The 17,062-nt window shown below is 60.8% G+C and carries 8 protein-coding genes and 1 pseudogene; 2 read left to right on the top strand and 7 right to left on the bottom strand.

Annotated features, from left to right (window positions below):
* Positions 1-186: 186 nt before the first annotated feature.
* From HU760_RS09355 to HU760_RS09330, 6 genes are all read right to left on the bottom strand, one after another.
* Complete coding sequence (locus HU760_RS09355) at positions 187-465, bottom strand: DUF3325 family protein (RefSeq protein ID WP_186674714.1); 279 nt, start codon at positions 463-465, stop codon at positions 187-189.
* Positions 458-2,005 (bottom strand): PepSY-associated TM helix domain-containing protein, encoded by a 1,548-nt coding sequence (locus HU760_RS09350; protein ID WP_186674715.1) that lies wholly within the window; start codon positions 2,003-2,005, stop codon positions 458-460. Before HU760_RS09350 ends, HU760_RS09355 begins: the two co-directional genes overlap by 8 nt.
* Positions 2,005-2,313 (bottom strand): hypothetical protein, encoded by a 309-nt coding sequence (locus tag HU760_RS09345; protein ID WP_225932804.1) that lies wholly within the window; start codon positions 2,311-2,313, stop codon positions 2,005-2,007. The genes HU760_RS09350 and HU760_RS09345 overlap by 1 nt, the downstream gene beginning before the upstream one ends.
* A 76-nt stretch (positions 2,314-2,389) precedes the next feature.
* Positions 2,390-4,609, bottom strand: coding sequence for a TonB-dependent siderophore receptor (locus HU760_RS09340; RefSeq protein WP_186674717.1), 2,220 nt, complete (start codon positions 4,607-4,609; stop codon positions 2,390-2,392).
* A gap of 68 nt (positions 4,610-4,677) precedes the next feature.
* Entirely contained in the window at positions 4,678-6,342 is a 1,665-nt protein-coding gene (locus HU760_RS09335) for a cyclic peptide export ABC transporter (protein WP_186674718.1), read from the bottom strand.
* A gap of 40 nt (positions 6,343-6,382) precedes the next feature.
* Positions 6,383-9,667 carry a non-ribosomal peptide synthetase gene (locus tag HU760_RS09330; protein WP_225932803.1) on the bottom strand — a complete coding sequence of 1,095 codons (3,285 nt, stop codon included), beginning with the start codon at positions 9,665-9,667 and terminating at the stop codon, positions 6,383-6,385.
* Between the two features lie 293 nt (positions 9,668-9,960).
* Here HU760_RS09330 and HU760_RS09325 point away from each other — a divergent pair.
* Positions 9,961-10,232, top strand: a pseudogene (locus HU760_RS09325) (transposase); the annotation flags it as partial.
* Between the two features lie 164 nt (positions 10,233-10,396).
* Here the strand turns inward: HU760_RS09325 and HU760_RS09320 are convergent.
* Positions 10,397-13,087, bottom strand: a complete 2,691-nt coding sequence (locus HU760_RS09320) for a hypothetical protein (RefSeq protein WP_186674719.1) — start codon at positions 13,085-13,087, stop codon at positions 10,397-10,399.
* Between the two features lie 343 nt (positions 13,088-13,430).
* Between HU760_RS09320 and HU760_RS09315 the strand changes: the two genes are divergently transcribed.
* The gene (locus HU760_RS09315; RefSeq protein ID WP_186674720.1) at positions 13,431-16,808 is read left to right on the top strand and encodes an RHS repeat-associated core domain-containing protein; all 3,378 of its coding nucleotides are present in this window, start codon (positions 13,431-13,433) and stop codon (positions 16,806-16,808) included.
* Positions 16,809-17,062 lie beyond the last annotated feature (254 nt).

Here is a 17,062-nt window from a genome sequence, read left to right as displayed (position 1 = left end):
ATCGCGGATAAATCCGCTCCTACAGGTGCGGCGTCGGCCCGAAGCCGGCGCGGTTCACGCGTGTAGGAGCGGATTTATCCGCGATGCAGGCAACGCGGTGGATGGCACCGGCCTTGCCGGTGATCGCGGATAAATCCGCTCCTGCAGGAATGTACTGCATTCCTGACGTTGGGCAAAAACCCAGTTTCAGGCGCGCAGCCAGTACAGCAGCAGGGCCAGCGCCAGGCCGCACGGCAGCAGCGCAAGCACCCAGAACAGCGCCCCCATGGCAGGCCCCAGGTCACCCATGCTCACCAGCAAGGCCAGCGCCAGCAACAGCAGCGCCGCCAGCCGCAAGCCTCGCGTGCCGGGAAACCGCCGTGGCTGCATCACCCGCTGCCAATGCTGCGCCTGGCTCAGGGCCAGGGCCGACAGCCCCAGCAGTTGCAAGCCCAGCACTGCCACGCTGAACAACCCTTCAAGCATCCTTGACCTCCGCCAACCGATGCACCGGCACCGCACGTCTTCGCAAGCGCCAGCCCAGGCTGCCAGCCAGCACCGCGCAGGCCAGCAGCACCAGGTCGACCCCGGCTACCGCCCACAACCCTTGGCCAAGCGCGCGCAGCGGATGGTCGCCAGTGCTCCAGGCATTGGCCAGCACCGCCAGCAATGCCAGGGCAGCGATCGCCAGGCACTGGCTTGCCCACGGGGCACGGGCCTGAGTGCAGCGGCCGATCACCCACAAGGCGTGCAAGCCAGCCAGCAGCCAGACGCCGAAGAATACCTGGCCCTCCCAGTCGGCACGCCCGGCCAGGCCCGATGGCAAGCAACGGTTGGCCAGCAGCATGCCCAGCGTGGCCAGCGGCATGCCGGTAATCAGCACGCTGCACAGCAGGGTCATCGCCAGCGTGCCCCATTCCCGGCCGGGCTGTTGCAGGCGGCGCTTGGCCAACCAGTACAGCAAACCGCTGGCAAGCATCACGCAACCACTGAGGCCGGCGAAAAAGTACAACGCGCGCAGCGCCGGCTGCTGGAAATGCGCCACATGCAGCCCGGCCAGTACATCCAGGGTCGCCGCCGCCGCGGGCAGCCGCGAGGCATGCAGCAAGCGTGCGCTGGCACCGTCGAAGTACAAGGTTTCCCCGTCCACGCTCAGGCGATCGGCCACGCTGCGGCTGATTTCGACATAGGCGTTGGCGTCGCCGGGATGCCACACCCTGACGAATGCCGGTGTGCCATCGCCCCAGTACTGGCGAGCCTGGGTCAGCATGTTATCGAGCGAGGCCAGCGGCCCCGGGGTGCCGCTCGCCGGGCGGCTGTAGCCAGCGTCGGCCTGTACCGCGAACTGCCCGGCCTGGCCGGGGTACAGCGCCTCGATGGCGGCAGGCAGGTACAGCGGAAACAGAATCAGCAGGCCACTCAGCATGATCAGCGCATGAAACGGCAAGGCCAGCACACCCGTGAGGTTGTGCAGGTCGAGCAGGCGCCGGGGGGCCTTGTTGGCACGCAGGGTGAACAGGTCCTGGAACAACCGCGCATGGATGCACACCCCGGCGATCAGGACGATCAGCCCGACCATGGCGGCCAGCCCCAGCAGCCGGGTACCGAGGTTCCAGGCCTGGATGTTCAGGGTGTAGTGCAAACGGTAGAAGAAGTCGCCGCCACGGCTGCCGGCCACCTCCAGCGCGCCCTGCCCATCCGGCAGCAGAAAGCGGCTGAAGCCCTCGCGGTCGACGCTCCAAGCCTGGAAGCGCACCAGCGGGCGGCGGGCATCGGGCAATTCGACATACCACTGCAACAGCGCCTTGCCGTCGCTCAGGCTGGCCACCTGGGGCAGCACCTGGCGGTCCAGCGACAACGGTGTGGTGGCCGGCGCCACGCGCAGCGCTGGCAGCATCCAGCTGTCCAGTTCGCGGTCATACAACGCCAGGCTACCCATGAAAAAGGCGATCAGCAGCAACCCGGAAAAGCCAACGCCGAGCACCCGGTGTGCCCACAGCATGGCCTGGCGAACACTGTCGAACATCAGCCCGCCCCCACCAGCAGCCGTTGCGTGGCCAGCAGCGCCAAGGCGATGGCGGTCAGCCACAGGGCGTTACGCCGGGCTCGGCGCGCGCACAACAGCCACAGCACCAGCGCCGGGTACGACACGAAGGCCGCGAGCGAACTGCCCAGCACCGCCTCGCTGCGCGCCTGCCCCAGCCAGGCCAGCATCAACGCCAGCTGGGCACTGAGCGCCCAGCTAAACAGGTAGGCCAGCAGCATGGCCAGCAGCAGCCAAAGCGCACGCAGTCGACCGCGCGTGGCAGCCGTGTTCGATACGGGTCGTTTCAACCGGGCCTCCTTGTTCGGCATGAAGTGCAGCGCGACCTCGGCGCAGCATGCCGCCTGGTCGCGCCGCTGTCACGCCTCAGAACTTGGCACGCAGGGTGAACGACACCGCGCGCGGGTCGCCAAAGATGTTGCCGTCCTGGAAGGTGTTGATGCGCTGGTAGTACTTCTTGTTGGCCAGGTTGGTCCCGAGCAGGTCGGCCGACAGGTTCTCGTTGATCTGGTAACCGATACCGGCATCGTACAGGGCGTAACCACTCTGCTGCAGCTTGGTGCCATTCATGTCGATGCTTGGTACGTTGAGCTTGTTGTAGGTCTCGCTGACAACGCTCACCCCACCCTGCACGCTCCACTTCTCGAACTCGCCTGGCAGCTTGTAGAGGGTCCAGACGCGCAGCATGTTTTTCGGCAGGTAGGTCTGCAGCTGCTCGTTGGGGCTGTCGTAGCGCTTGTAGGTGTGGGTGAAGTTGGCGGTGAGGAACCAGTCCGGGGTCATCTGGCCGCTGACTTCCAGCTCGTAGCCACGGGTGCGGGCCTTGCCACCGGCCACCACGGCCCGCGACGACGGGTCGTTCATGTCGGGAATGGCACGGTTTTCTTCCTCGATCTGGAAGGCCGCCACAGAGGCGTTGACCGCGCCATCGAGGAACTCACCCTTGATCCCCAGCTCGTGCTGCTTGCCTTCGATCGGCTCGATGATGTTGTTGTTGATGTCCAGGTTGCTGACCGGCTGGGGGTTGAACACCTCGGCGTAATTGGCATACAGCGAGTAGGTGTCGTTCAGCTGGTAGATCAGCCCATAGAACGGGGTGAACTTCTGCGATTCGCTCTGGCTGCTCTTTTCCGACGGCGAACCGGCCTCGGGCTGGTGCTGGCTGCGATGCATGTCGAGCCAGGTGACGCGCCCGCCCAGGACCAGGGTCAGCGGTTCGGCCAGGCTCAGGCGCAGGTTGCCGTAAACCGCCTTGGTGCGGCTGTTGGCGACGTTGGTGGGCAGGCGATCGGAGTCGGGGAACTCCGGGTAAGGGAAGTTCGCCTGCGGGTCGTACAAGTCGACATCGCCGAGGTAGCTGGAATAGTAGCCGCCGTTGGAGGAGAACTCCGAACGCGAATAGTTGGTACCCACCAGCAGCTTGTGCTCGCGGCCGAACAGGCTGAACGGGCCGTCGGCATAAAGGTCCACTTCGTCCTGTTTCTCGCGGTAGTCGAACATGATCGAGTTCATCGACACCAGGTTGTCAGCCGGGTCGATACCCGCGCCGTTACGGGCGTAGGCCTGGGTCAGGTCGTAGTTGTTGTCGGCATGGCGGACCGACAGCTTGGTCTTCCAGCCGCCACCGAGCTGGTGCTCGAGTTCGGTGAACACCGAGGCGCTCCAGAAATAGTCGCGGTTCCAGTTGGCGCCGTAGAAGTTCTTGCGCGATACGTCCGGCAGCGACATGGCCGCTTCGCCGGCGCTGTTGGTGTAGCGGAACGCCGGCAATGAACGCTGGGCGCCACGGATATCGGTATTCTGGTTGCTGGCGCCGATCGTCCAGACCGTGTCCGGGGTCAGGTCGATATCGACGATGCCGTAGGCCTGGCTGGTCTCGCGCTTGCCGCTGCCGTCGTAGGGGAATGCCGTCTTGTTCTCGCTGAGCACCAGGCGGCCGCGGATGTTGCCGGTTTCGGTCAGCGGGCCGGTGACATCGACCATGCCACGGTAGGCGTCCCAGGAGCCGGCGCTGATTTCGGCCGATACCGCTGGGTCGGCCATCGGCCGCTTGCGCACCAGGTTGATGCTGCCGCCAGGGCCGCCAGCGCCGGTCAGGCTGCCAGCCGGCCCCTTGAGCACTTCGACGCGGTCGTACATGGTCAGGTCCGGGGACAGGAAGATCCGGTTGTCCATGGTGGTCGGCGTACCGTCCAGCTGCAGCGAGGTGATCTCGAAGCCGCGGGCGAAGAAGCTCAGGCGGCTGGCGTCGATGCGCTGCACGGTCACACCACCGACTTTGCCCAAGGCATCTTCGAGGGTATAGAGGTTCTGCTTCTGGATGCGTTCCTGGCCGATGACGTTGATGGTCTGCGGCACTTCCTTCAGGCGCAGCGGTACCTTGGTGCCCACCGAAACCGTCGGTGCTTCGGTCTGCATGCCGACGATGGTCTGCTCCGGCAGGGTGATCGAAGACGGTGGCGCCTGCTCCCCGGCGCTTTCCTCGGCCCAGGCCATCGGCGCAAGCAGCACACTGCTGCTCACCAGCGGGGCCAGCAGCCAGCTCCCCGTCTTGCTCGGCTGCCGGCCCTTTTCAACTTGACACATACCGCGAACTCCTATGCGTGGCCTTTTGGGGCCATTGTTTTTATGTGGTGTGAGGTGTTTTGCGTCGGCTACACCGACGCGGGCAGAATGGAAGAAGCGCTTGGCGCCGTGCTGGTCGCGCCATGCTCGTAGGGATAGAGCTGGCCGCCGTCGCACTTGAGCACCCGGTCGGCAATCGAGAAATAGTGATCGTCGTGGCTGATGGCGATGATGGTCTTGCCCTGGGCCTTGAGCTCGGGCAGCAGCTCGCGGTAGAAGAACGCGCGGAAGCCTGGGTCCTGGTCGGCAGCCCACTCGTCAAGCAACAGGATCGGCCGCTCCTCGACCAGTGCCACCAGCAGCGCCAGGCGCTTGCGCTGGCCTTGCGACAAGCGGGTGGTGGACAACCCGCCCTGTGCATCGATGGTGACCTTGCGCTGCATGCGCAGGCGTTCCAGCCAGGCCTGGGCCAACTGCGGGTCGAAGTCGCCCTGCGGGCCGACCAGGCGCTCGAACAGGTAGAAGCTGGAGAACACCGTGGAGAAATGCGTCCGGTACCAGTCGCGCAGTGCCGGAGTGATGGCGACGCCCTGCAGCTTCAGTGCGCCGGCACTGGGTTCATAGAGGCCGGTGAGCAGCTTGGCCAGGGTCGACTTGCCGCTGCCGTTGCCGCCGACGATGAACAGGATTTCGCCCTTGGCGACGCTGAGGTTCACCGGCCCCAGGCGGAAGCCATGTTCGTCGCCCTGCGGCGGGTAGTCATAGCTCAGCGCCTGCAGTTCGAGCAGCGGTTGGCTGGGGTCGGGCTTGCCGGTATCGGCCAGCAGTTCGCTGCGCTCGTCGGCGAAGGCCAGGGTCTGGATCTTGGCCAGCGACACATTGCCCGCCACCAGCGTCGGCAGGCTGCCGATCAGGTCGTTGAGCGGCATGCGCAGGAACATCAGCACCAGCACGAAGGCGGCGATCACACCATTGTCCACCCCCAGCCAGGCGCCAGCGGCGAACAGCCCGCCGGCCAGGGCGAGGATCAGCGCCACGGTCCAGTTCAGGCTCAAGGTCCAGTAGCGGTCGGCGTGCACTTCGTTACGCCGCGCGTATTCGGCGGCCGGTTGCAGGTCGAGGGCGTAGAAGCGCTCCTTGCGCCGGGCATTGAGGGCCAGTTCGAAACGCCCTTCGATGGCCCCCTGATAGGCGGCATACAGGCGATCGTCGGTTTCGCGCACGCGCAGCATCAACTGGCGCATCCGGGCGAACCAGCCGTGGGCCAGCCAGGTGCCCAGGCCCAGGCCGACCACGCAGATCAGCAGCAATTGCCAGGACAGCCAGGCCATGTACAGGCAGCCACCGAGCATCAGCAGCAGGTTGTAGAACACGAACGGCATGCGGTTGAAGGCCTGGCCGATGCTGACGATGTCTTTGCTCAGGGTCGCATAGAGGCTGGCTTCACCGATCTTTTCCAGTTGTTCGATGGAGGTATCAAGCAGGCGCTTGACCATCTGCAGGCGCAGTTCGTAGACCACCCGGTGGCCCAGGGCAGTCAGCAGCGCCTGGGCGCCGAAACCGAAACCGAACAGCACTACCAGCAGGCCGACGAACATCGCGCCCAGGGCCGGGGTCATGCTGGCGCTGCCGGCGATCAGCCGGTTGATCTCGTTGATCAGGCCGATACCGGCGGCGGCGCTGACCAGGCTGGCCAGCAAGCCCAGGCCGAGCAGGCCACGGTGACGCTTGAGCAGGGACAGAAACAGGGGCATGCGAAATCCTCGGGGCAGCCTGTGCAGCGGCCCAAATGGCTTACTCGAAGGCGAGCAACAGTTTTTCGATCTCGGCCAGTTCATCGACGACCGGCGTGCTGCAGGCCTGTTCGATCAACGCTGCCATGTCGGCCAGCACCGGGTTGGCGAACAACTGGGCCAGGGCGATTTCGCAGGCGAACTGCTGGCGGATACGCGCCTGGATCCGTACCAGTTGCAGGGACTGCGCGCCCAGGCGGAACAGCTCGGCACGCGGGGCGATCGGCCACACACCCAGCACCTCGCGCCAGATCTGCGCCAGCCCCTCCTGCCACGGGCCGGCCAGGGGCGCGTCGTCGCAGGCAGCGGCGGCGTCCCACTGCGGCTCCGGCAGCGCCTTGCGGTCGACCTTGCCGTTGGCGTTCAGCGGCAGGCTGTCCAGCACCACGAATGCGCTCGGCACCATGTAGGCCGGCAGTTGCAGGCGCAGGCGCTGCTGTGCCGCGAGCGTGTCGAAGCTGCCCGCGCCCAGGCACAGGTAGGCCACCAGCAGGTCCTGGCCGGCCGCCGCCTGGCGCAGCACCACGACGGCCTGGGTCACCCCAGGCAAGGCTGCCAGGGCGCTTTCGATCTCACCCAACTCGATACGGAACCCGCGCAGCTTGACCTGGAAGTCGCTGCGCCCGAGGAAATCCAGGCTGCCATCGGCACGGTAGCGTGCACGGTCGCCGGTGCGGTACAGCCGGCTGCCGGCCTGCGCTCCAGGCGCCGAGGGTCGGGCGAACGGGTTGGGCACGAAGGCGGCGGCGGTCAGTTCGGGGCGATCGGCATAACCACGGGCCACGCCAGCGCCACCGATGTACAGGTCGCCCGCCACACCCACCGGCACGGGTTCGAGGTAGTCATCGAGCACATACAGGCGGTTGTTGGCCAGCGGCCGGCCAATCGGCAGCACCGCGCAGGTCACCTGCTCGACCGCATGCAGTGCCGACCACACCGTGGTTTCGGTCGGGCCGTAGACGTTCAGCAGCTGTACCTTGCGCGCCAGCAGGCGCTCGGCCAGCTCGGCCTTGAGCGCTTCGCCACCGCACAGCAGGCGCAGGCCAGCCCAGGCCGGCGAGTCGTGTTCGACCAGCATCTGCCAGGTGGCGGGCGTGGCCTGCATCACGCTGACGCCGTGACGCGCCATCAACCCCAGCAATGCCGCCGGGTCCTGGCTGTCGGCGCGGCTTGCCAGCACCACGGTGGCGCCTTGGACCAGCGGCAGGAACAGCTCCAGGCCGGCGATATCGAAGCCCAGCGTGGTCACCGCCAACAGCCGGTCGGCGGCGCTCAGCTGCACATGGGCCTGGATGCCATGGAGGAAATTGACGAACGCCTCGCGCTCGATGTCGACGCCCTTGGGGCGCCCGGTGGAGCCGGAGGTATACAAGGTGTAGGCCAGCTGGCGGGGGTGCACCGGCAGCCCGAGGGGGCTCTGCGGCAGCTGGGCCAGGGCGTCCTCCAGGGTTTCGAGCAACACCACCCGGCCGGCATTGCCAAGCACCGGCTGCAGGTTCGCGCGGGTCAGCACCAGGCGTGGGCGGGCCTGGACGAGGATATCGCTGTTGCGCGCAGCCGGTTGACCAGGGTCGATCGCCAGGTAGGCGCCACCCGCCTTGTGCACGGCCAACAGCGCTACCAGCAGCTCGGCTTGGCGCTCCAGGCAGATGCCTACCCGCTCGTCGCAAGCCACGCCATTGGCGCGCAACCAATGGGCCAGGCGATTGGCGCGGGCGTCAAGCTCTGCGTAGCTCAGGGCCTGCTCACCACAGATCAGGGCACAGCGCTGCGGCGTAGCCAGCACCTGGCGCTCGAACAGCGCGAGCATGTCCTGCCCCGGCGGCAAGGCCAGTTCGCTGGCGTTCCAGCGCTCCAGCTGGTGCTGGCGCTGCGCCGGTGCCAGCAGCGGCAGTTGCCACACTGGCGTGTCGGGCTGGCCGATCAAGCCATCGAGCAGCAGGCCGTAACTGCTGGCGAAGCGTTCGATGGTGGCCGGAGCGAACAGCTCCAGGCTGTATTCCATTTCGCAGAAGATCCCGTCAGGGCGCACCGCGACATCCAGGGTCAGGTCGAACTTGGCGCTGTCCTGGGCGGGCAGGACACGCTCGATGTGCAAGCCGGGCAGGCTGAAATTGACCGCCGCCCCGCTGCTGAGGTTGAACATGGCCTGGAACACCGGGGTACGGCTGACATCGCGCTGCACTTCGAGGTGTTCGAGCAACAGTTCGAACGGCAGCTCGGCGTGTTGCAAGGCATCGAGCGACTCATGGCGCAGCCGCTCGCACAGCGCGCGGCCGGTCAGATGCGGGCCCAGGTCGACACGATAGACCAGGGTATTGACGAAAAAGCCCAGCAAGCCATCGAGTGCTTCGTGGTTGCGCCCGCCGTGGGGCACGCCCACCGCGAAGCTGGGCTGGCCGCTGTAGCGCGCCAGCAGCACCTGCCAGGCGGCCAGCAGAATCACCAGGGCGCTGCTGCCGTTGGCGCGGCAGAAGGCCTGGACCTGCTCGGCCTGCGCGGCCGGCAGTTGCCAACGCAGGCGTTGCCCGCGCAGCCCTTGCTGCGCCGGACGAGGATAATCGGTGGGTAGCTCCAGCACAGGCACCTGGCTGCCCAGGTACTGCTTCCAGTAGTCCAGGTCGGCCTTGTATTGCGCGCCGTCCAGGCGTTCACGCTGCCACAGCGCGTAGTCGACGTACTGCACCGGCAGCGCTGGCAACTGCGGGGTATCGCCGCGCAGCGCCTGGGCATAGGCGCTGGCCAGGTCGGCCACCAGAATCGGGTTGGACCAGGCATCGCTGACGATGTGGTGCATCTTCAGCAACAGCCCGTGACAGGTTGCGTCGTAGCGGATCAGCTCGACCTTGAGCAAGGGGGCCTGGGACAGATCGAAGGCAGCGCCATCCTCGATGCCCAGCAAACCCTGCAGATGATCGTGTCGCGCGGCCTCCGCCACGTCCGGGAACGACCGCTGATGCAGGACGAACGCGGCATCGGCCAGCATCTCCTGGCGCGGCTCGCCGTCAATTTCGATGAAACGCGTACGCAGCACACCGTGCCGTTCGACCAACGCGGAGAACGCCTGGCGCAGGGCCTGTATATTCAGCTCACCGTTGAACAGAAAAGCGCGGGTTAGGTTGTAGGCGGTAGAAAGCGGTGCCAGCCGCTGCAGAAACCATAGGCGCTGCTGGGCGAACGAGAGCGGCTGCGGGCCGTCATGGGCGCGCCTGCGGAGCGCATCTGGCTGTGCCTGGGCATCGCTTTGCAGCAGGGCAAGCAACTCATCGACATTGTCCATCGGCATGCGAATTCCCTTGTATGAACCGACTGGAAATTGGGTGCGCGGGATCTTATTGGTAAATGATAATTGATGTCAATTGAGATGAAATACAATTCTCTTCCGCGTATTCCCCTGGTCCCTTGAGACGAAGGTCAGGCAGGGCGAAAACAGCCGAGGAAGCGGAGTTTACGGGTTTGTAAATGAGCATTCCGAGGCAGTTTTCAACTCAGAATCACCGAGTATCAAGGCTTTTCACACAGAGCCTAAGCGGGATCTAAGCGAGCTTGTGGTAGTTGGGGCTCATGGATAGGTTACGTTACGCCGGCATGGAGAAACGGCCGGAACATGACCGCCGGCCGGTGATCTGGCAGATTGCGGCTCGTCGTAACACCTACCATCACTCAAGCAAACGCGGCGTACTCTACAAAGCCAGACGCAAGATCGAGGAGGTCAAAGCACAGGTGCAAGCTAAGGTCGAACATCCATTTCGTGTGATCAAGCGCCAGTTCGGCTATGTGAAAACCCGCTTCCGTGGCTTGGCCAGGAACACGGCGCAACTGACCACGCGTTTGCCCTGTCGAATCTGTGAATGGTGCGCCGGCATCATTGCCCGCTATGGGAGAGGTGCCCCCGTGAGGGCAGATAACCAAGGCTTTGCCTTGGTTATCCAATAATCAGACGGCTGAAAATCGGGCTTTTCGGCATACCCAGGCCACCCATTTGCGCCTGATGAGCATTTTGCTCGAAGTTTCCCTAGAACGGTGTGTAACTAATGTTATCGAGATGCACATTTGAACCACCGTCCACAAACCTAAATGATTTGATTGCGGAACTTGGCGTAGTAAAGGTCACCCTCATACTATAGCGCGTATACCCGGAAGGACTCCGATTAAACACCAGATAGTTTGTTCGACCAATCTCTGCACCAGAAGCAGTATAAAAAATCACATAGTGCTTTTGACCACGTGAAATCAGTGCGCAATCATCTGCCACATCAAAATTAACTGTCCTGGCAAGCCCTCGCAATTTAAACTCTACTTGTGCGCCACAATTTGTTGATAGAATGGTGCCCCACGTAGGATACCATGATGCGCAGTAACTTTTGAATAATGCTCCGCCAGCCACCAACATCTTCATACTCAAAGCAGGACACTCTACAATCCTTCCCACCGGCAAACTCTGAAGTTTGACAGCCTCAAAGTTCTCCTTGGTCAAAGCGCCTTCCAGGTGCAACAACTTCACTTTTGAAGCCTTAACCTGTGTAGTTCCGTTCCTTACAAGCTCATAACTTATCATGAGCTTAAAATTGGCAGGATCCAGAACCGCCTGCAGGTTCTGCGCAAGCACTTGATCAATCGGCAGAGCCTGGGTATGCGGACCTGTCTTTTTCAGCAGTATTTTTCCTGTGCGGTAGCTTCCAGCCTTGATAACAACTTCATCACCAATCGCCAGACTGGGATTATCCAACAACACACTCAAGATATTATTTACAATCGGTGTCAGATTGAGCTTGTCATTGACAGCCAACGGCACCGTGGGGGCGTCGACGAAGTTCCTCTGAATCTCGGTAGTAGCCACGGTGAATTCAAGTGGTTTCGAAACCACGGTTGGCCTTCCACTTTTGACCACCTTGTAGTAAAACTTGATATTCACTGGCGAATCGGCTTTTGGCTCAAAGACTGACCGAGGCACCTCGAAATCTATACCATCAGTGCTGACTTGCGCTACATCCAGTTCATCCCAACCCGTCTCACCTTCCGAGCTTTCCCAGTAGAGCACAAGTTTGCATGGCGGCTGTTCCGCCTCCTTTGGAATCTTGACAACCATGTTAAAGTCATATGATTCATTATCTGGATTCAGCACATTATTAATAAGCGGCACCTCTGTTGTCGGCGCCGGCAAGCTTGCGATCGGCTCCCCAATTTCGTACCTGATAGATCCAGACTTGTACTCGCCTACTTCACTCTCAATCACGTACGAAAGATCGACATACCCGCCTTCAAAGGGTTTTAAATAAACCTCCCCCTTGAGCCGGAAAGGGAAAGGTTTTCCAGCCAATCTAGCAGAGACTTGTTCAGCTTTTATGGGAATCGAAACCGCCACCCCATCGCCTCCCACAACCTCGTACGACAGTCGTATTTTGTCCTTATACTTAGTATTGGCAAGCGCAGGTATGAGAACGTTTACATATGAACGATCCGCATCAACTCTAAAATTTTCGACCCTATACATTTCTGGTGCCGGCAACAATGAGGGCATCCCGAGAACCCTGATATAAGTTTTCTTTGACTTGCTAGTCATGCCCGCGCCGGAGGTCACCGTAAAACTAAACTGAGCACTGCCTCCACCCAAAGGCCACCATTCATCGAACGGTACATTTATCTGTTGAGGTTTATCGGCATCTTGAACCGTGAGCGGTCCGAAATCCTTGAACGTTGTCTGATCTTGCTGGGTTTTACCCACCATGTGCAGTAACAGACTGTCCCCGATCTTATATTTCCCTGGAAGCTGCACAGCAACGTAATCAGACCTGATATCCGTGATTTTTATCTCACCCGTCGTGATGACAGCCCCTTCTTCATTCAACACTTGCGGTGCATCAGGTGGAACAGCCGACAACTTGACTTCAATCTCAACCCAATCGGACCATTCAGACTCATTCCCTACCAGATCGCGGACAAAGTAGTACAAAAACAACTCTTCGCTGTCACCTTCATCAGCGATCAAACTTTCTGACACCACGATGTCAACAGGTTTACCGAGCTGCGCTTGGGTTACCTCATGAATGACAATCTGATTGCCCCAAGACAGATAAATTCGATCGCCTGCCCTCATACTATAATAAACTGGAACCGTCACGATGACGCCCGCTCTGGCCTCGTCAGGACCAACCGCACCCGTAGCAGGCCTAGTCATTTTGGGCGCCTTGAGTTCGGTGCCCACACCGTTCTCGCCTTCAACCCCCGGCTGCCCCTTGATGAACAACGTACTGACTTTTGGTGAGAACAGTAGTCCGCCTGTTTTTTTGAATACCATATAGTGAAGCAGTGCACTTCCTTCCGGAACGTCCTTGCCTTTCACCACAACGGTCTTGTATTTATTGTCCGATTCAGCTTGAGTAACCACCCCCCCGGCGACGACTGTATCATTCCACTTCAACAACAAGTTATCGCCTACCGCAACCTGACCATCAATATAAACAAGCACACTGAGCTCATCGCTTTCTGCCGCAACCGACTCATCGTTAATACCGAAGTCTTTGACAGCCTTAGCGTTGACAGTGACCGGATGAGTAACATCATCTATATAAGGAGCCGGCAAGGCATCGACAGGCGTTGTCGGATATTGCTCCTTATAATAATTCAGAAAATTTTTCAATTCCTCGACAGCGCCAGAAACAGCCTCGACCGCGTCGTCCATGTACAGCTCAGCAGATCCGCTCATGATTCCCTCCTCCTAGGGTTTTGGCATAACGCAATCTAACCATACGGACCTGCAATGCCTCGAACAACTGACAAAAATATCAGTTGCATGGCAGCCGTTTACCGTATAACTCGCATCATCAACAGCACTGTTTGCAGATTGCGGGTTCTACGCTACTTCCACGGACGGTGACGGCAAGGGCAGGCTGGTCAGGAGTTGCGTCGCCCTGGGGCGTCACCAGCAGTGCTATTACGATGGCCAGCAACGCCTCGTGCGCCGTGAGCTGCAACGCGTGCCAGGGCCTGACCACAGTGCCGACAACTATTGCGCGGTAGAGGAAACATACTGGGACAGCGATGGGCAAATGGCCAGCCAAGTGCTGTTCGACTACTTGCCGGGTGGCCTGCGCATCGACAACGTCAAAGCACTGCCTCAGCAGAGCAAGGACTGGTTCTGGCAGGCCCACGGACATGACCCGTTGGTTACCGACGCAAACAAGAATGTGTCGTTGACCACCCGCTCCACCTTGGGGCTGATCTCGCAAGGCGCACTGACCACCCAGCAATCCACCCAGTGCAACCTCCGGGACGGGTCGGTCACCCTGACTCACGAAACCTGGAAAGGCCTGGAGAAACCAGTCGTCGGAGCTGCCATCACGACCACCCAGACCCTCAACCAGAACGGCCAGTGCACCCGGGTGACCGAGGACATTCCCGGCTATGCGAAGCAAGCCAGAACCTGGGCTATTACCTACGACGGCCTGGGGCGCCCAGAGACACTGACCCAACCGGACAAGTCGATCATTGCCTGGGCCTATGAAGGCTTGAACAACGCCCCGACCCGCATGAGCGTGAAGAAGTCGGCGAAGGCGCCGGAACGGGTACTGGCCAGCCGCACGTTCAAGGAGGGCGCCGTGTCGACGCTGGTCAGGGGCAGCGATACCAGCCAAACGCTGCGCGCCCGACCAGACGGTTACGTGAAGCCAGATGGCACCAGCCTTTACCATGCACGCAACGATGATGGCAGCCTGTCCTGGTATGCTCAAAAAGGCAGCAGCACAGCGATCAGGACGCCTTTGGTAACCTTCAAGCTGAGCCCCGTCACACAGGCCTTGCAGGCCGAACGCCCGGTGCGGGGCGATCATCAAAGCCTGGTCACCAGCGAAACCTTGCAGCCGCTGCTGCTGGGCACCTGGCGCTTCAACCGGACGGTGCACGGGCAACAGCAGCGCGATGAGGGTTCGGCCTCCCTGCGCGGTGTCTTGACCGGCACATCGAACAGCAACGGTCTGTCCCTGCAGGCCTGGGAGAATGCCCAAGGCTACCGCAGCCGGTTACGCCGCGGATCACTCGAATACCATTACACCTACACCGCACTGGGCCAGTTGGCCTGCCTGACGGTGCAGGACATGCGCAGCGGCCAGCACTTGCAGGTGCTGCACGACTACGATGCCTTTGGCCGCGAAACCACGCTCAGCTATTCACTGAACGGCCAGGAAAAGGTGCGCTACGAGCAAGCCTGGTCACCGGCCAGCCAGCTGCTAAGCAAGACGCTGTACCGTGACGGCAAGCGGGCAAGAACCGAGACATTCGTCTATTACACCAGCGTGACCGGCACCAGCGATGAATTGCAGCAATGGACGGTGAACGCAGTGGCAGGCGAGGAGGTCAAGGATGACGAAGGACATGCCATTGAGGAAGAGACTTACCAATACGACGAGCTGGGCAGCATGACCCAATGCTCGACCACGCGGAGCAACAAAGACACGCTGGTACGCAACTATGCCTACGAGGATGCGATGCATCCGACTCGGCGTACCAAGATGACCTGCACCTCGACCCTTGCCGGCAAGGCCAGTACCCGCACGGTCACCCTGAAGTACGACGCCAACGGCAACCTCGCGACCAACGAGCGGGAACAGTCCCTGGCCTACACCGAGAGCGGCCGCCTGAGGTCAGTGACTGCCAAGGGTGGCACGACGCCGCTGACCTATTACGAGTATGACGAACATGACCGGTTGATTGCTCAGTATGATGTCGTCAGGAACCAGCGGCGCATCCTCAACTACGGTGTCAATGGCCTGAGTGGGGAAACCTGGCTGGATGGGGCAGGCAAGGTGCTCAAGCGCCTGACGCTGGATGACCAGGCAGGCCTTGCGGTTGCCTTGGGCGATCAATGGCTGTTCGTGCTCGGCGACCCGCAGACCGGCGGGGGGGACGAATACCAGTTCAAGGATGGCGCCTGGGTTCGCAATTCGGTCACGTTCACGCCCTGGGGCGTAACCGATCTGGCCACCCTCAACACTCAGTCTGTGGGCGTCGGTTACAACCGCCAGCGGGTGGATCGGGTGACAGGGGGGTTCCATCTGGGCGATGGCTACCGCTTCTACGACGCTCAGCACAAAGTATTCTGCCAGCCCGACGACTGGAGTCCCCTGGGTGCGGCCGGCCCGAATGACCGTGCCTACTGCCCGAAAGCCGATCCGGTCAACTTCGAGGACCCCAGTGGCCACATCATGCTCAACCGCCAGGCCCAGGCAGCCAGCCTGGCAAGGCTCGATACCCTTCTTGCGGCGCTGACGCCCAGCACGGAGACGGCGCCGCCCCAGGCTGCCAGCTTCGGGGAGTGGCTGTTGTTCGCTGGCCTGACGATTTTTGGCGCACTGATGATCATCGGTTCGGCGGGCACCCTCAGTGCGCCGGTGATCGCCGGCCTGATGATCGTCTATACAGCGGGTGCCGCCGTCACGGCGACGGGGATGGCATTGAGGCAGTCGAACCCGGAGTTGTCGCGGACATTGGAACCGGTGGGGCAAGTGATGATGGCACTGGCCAGTGCGCCGGCGATAGGCTCGCAGATGGCCGGGGTGGCTAGGGCAGTGATGTATGGATCGACGCTGGCGTATGCAGGTTTGACCATCGCGCAGGTGTCGGTGCAACAGAGCAACCCTGAACTGGCAGAGAAACTGGGATGGGCGGCGATGGCTGCTGGCCTGGCGGACCTGGCGCACGCAGGATTTAGAAAGCTAGGTAGCGCAGCCTTCAAATTAATGACTGAGTCATCGACCGCTTTACGTGCACTTCGCAACCGCTGGAAATTGCTACGCTTTGGATCTTCGAAATACCCTCAGAAGCTGCTGACACAACCGCAACAATGGGGGACCAATACAATAGGAAACTTTAACAGGCACCAGCCGGGCATTTACGTTTTCGTCGACAAGATGAAAAAAACTGGTGACATGCGCTTTAACATTGTCGTACATGGACAGCGGCCAAAAGGATCAGAACCGGCACAATTTTTAGTCCCCATAGGGCGATCTTCAGATAAACCGGTTTACGCTGAAATGACAGCAGAAGAATTGTGGGCTGTGCTCGATAAAACCTATCAAATAAAGGGCAACCACCAGAGAATCAGACTACTTTCCTGTTTCTCTGCCAATGGCGGGGATGCTTCCAATGGACAACGCATAGCCAATCTGTCAGGATTGCCGACCAAGGGGTTCAAAGGCCCTATGACAGGAAACTTCACACCCGAGGGCATGGAAAGCCTCATAGAGGAATTTAGAAATAGATTCAAAAACAACCCGCAAGACGGCTTAGACCTTATGGCGCAAGTATTTACAGCGAAAAACCACAGATTTAACGTATTTAAGTCCAACCCTTATAACGCCCTTAAGGAACCTGTAGAATATCTTAAATACAAACTGGAGCCTAATACCCCTATCAAATTCTCACCTACTTGAAGCCAAGCAAATCAGACACGATAATTTACTCAACACTCGTACCTAGGCTCTGTACGAAAAGCCTTGATACTCGGTGATGCTGCGTTGAAAACAGCCTCGGAATGCTCATTTACCACCCGTAAACTCCGCTTCCTCAGCTGTTTTCGCCTTGCCTGACCTTCGTTTCAAGAATTTTCATACAGACCCTAGAATTTCATGGCCGATGTTCGAACAATCACAATAGGCCGGAAGAGGAGGCAAAATGTCGAGTAGGC

Origin of the sequence: Pseudomonas oryzicola, assembly GCF_014269185.2 — a bacterium.
GTDB classification, from domain to species: Bacteria; Pseudomonadota; Gammaproteobacteria; order Pseudomonadales; family Pseudomonadaceae; genus Aquipseudomonas; species Aquipseudomonas oryzicola.
Note: the sequence above shows the minus strand (reverse complement) of the source record. Positions and strands in the feature narration are given on the sequence as shown.

Bases quoted from the DNA above. Each gene is read 5' to 3' on its own strand.
- HU760_RS09335 (WP_186674718.1), bottom strand. From the start codon at position 6,342: ATGCCCCTGTTTCTGTCCCTGCTCAAGCGTCACCGTGGCCTGCTCGGC.
- HU760_RS09340 (WP_186674717.1), bottom strand. From the start codon at position 4,609: ATGTGTCAAGTTGAAAAGGGCCGGCAGCCGAGCAAGACGGGGAGCTGG.
- HU760_RS09355 (WP_186674714.1), bottom strand. From the start codon at position 465: ATGCTTGAAGGGTTGTTCAGCGTGGCAGTGCTGGGCTTGCAACTGCTG.
- HU760_RS09315 (WP_186674720.1), top strand. From the start codon at position 13,431: ATGGCCAGCCAAGTGCTGTTCGACTACTTGCCGGGTGGCCTGCGCATC.
- HU760_RS09330 (WP_225932803.1), bottom strand. From the start codon at position 9,667: ATGCCGATGGACAATGTCGATGAGTTGCTTGCCCTGCTGCAAAGCGAT.
- HU760_RS09350 (WP_186674715.1), bottom strand. From the start codon at position 2,005: ATGTTCGACAGTGTTCGCCAGGCCATGCTGTGGGCACACCGGGTGCTC.
- HU760_RS09320 (WP_186674719.1), bottom strand. From the start codon at position 13,087: ATGAGCGGATCTGCTGAGCTGTACATGGACGACGCGGTCGAGGCTGTT.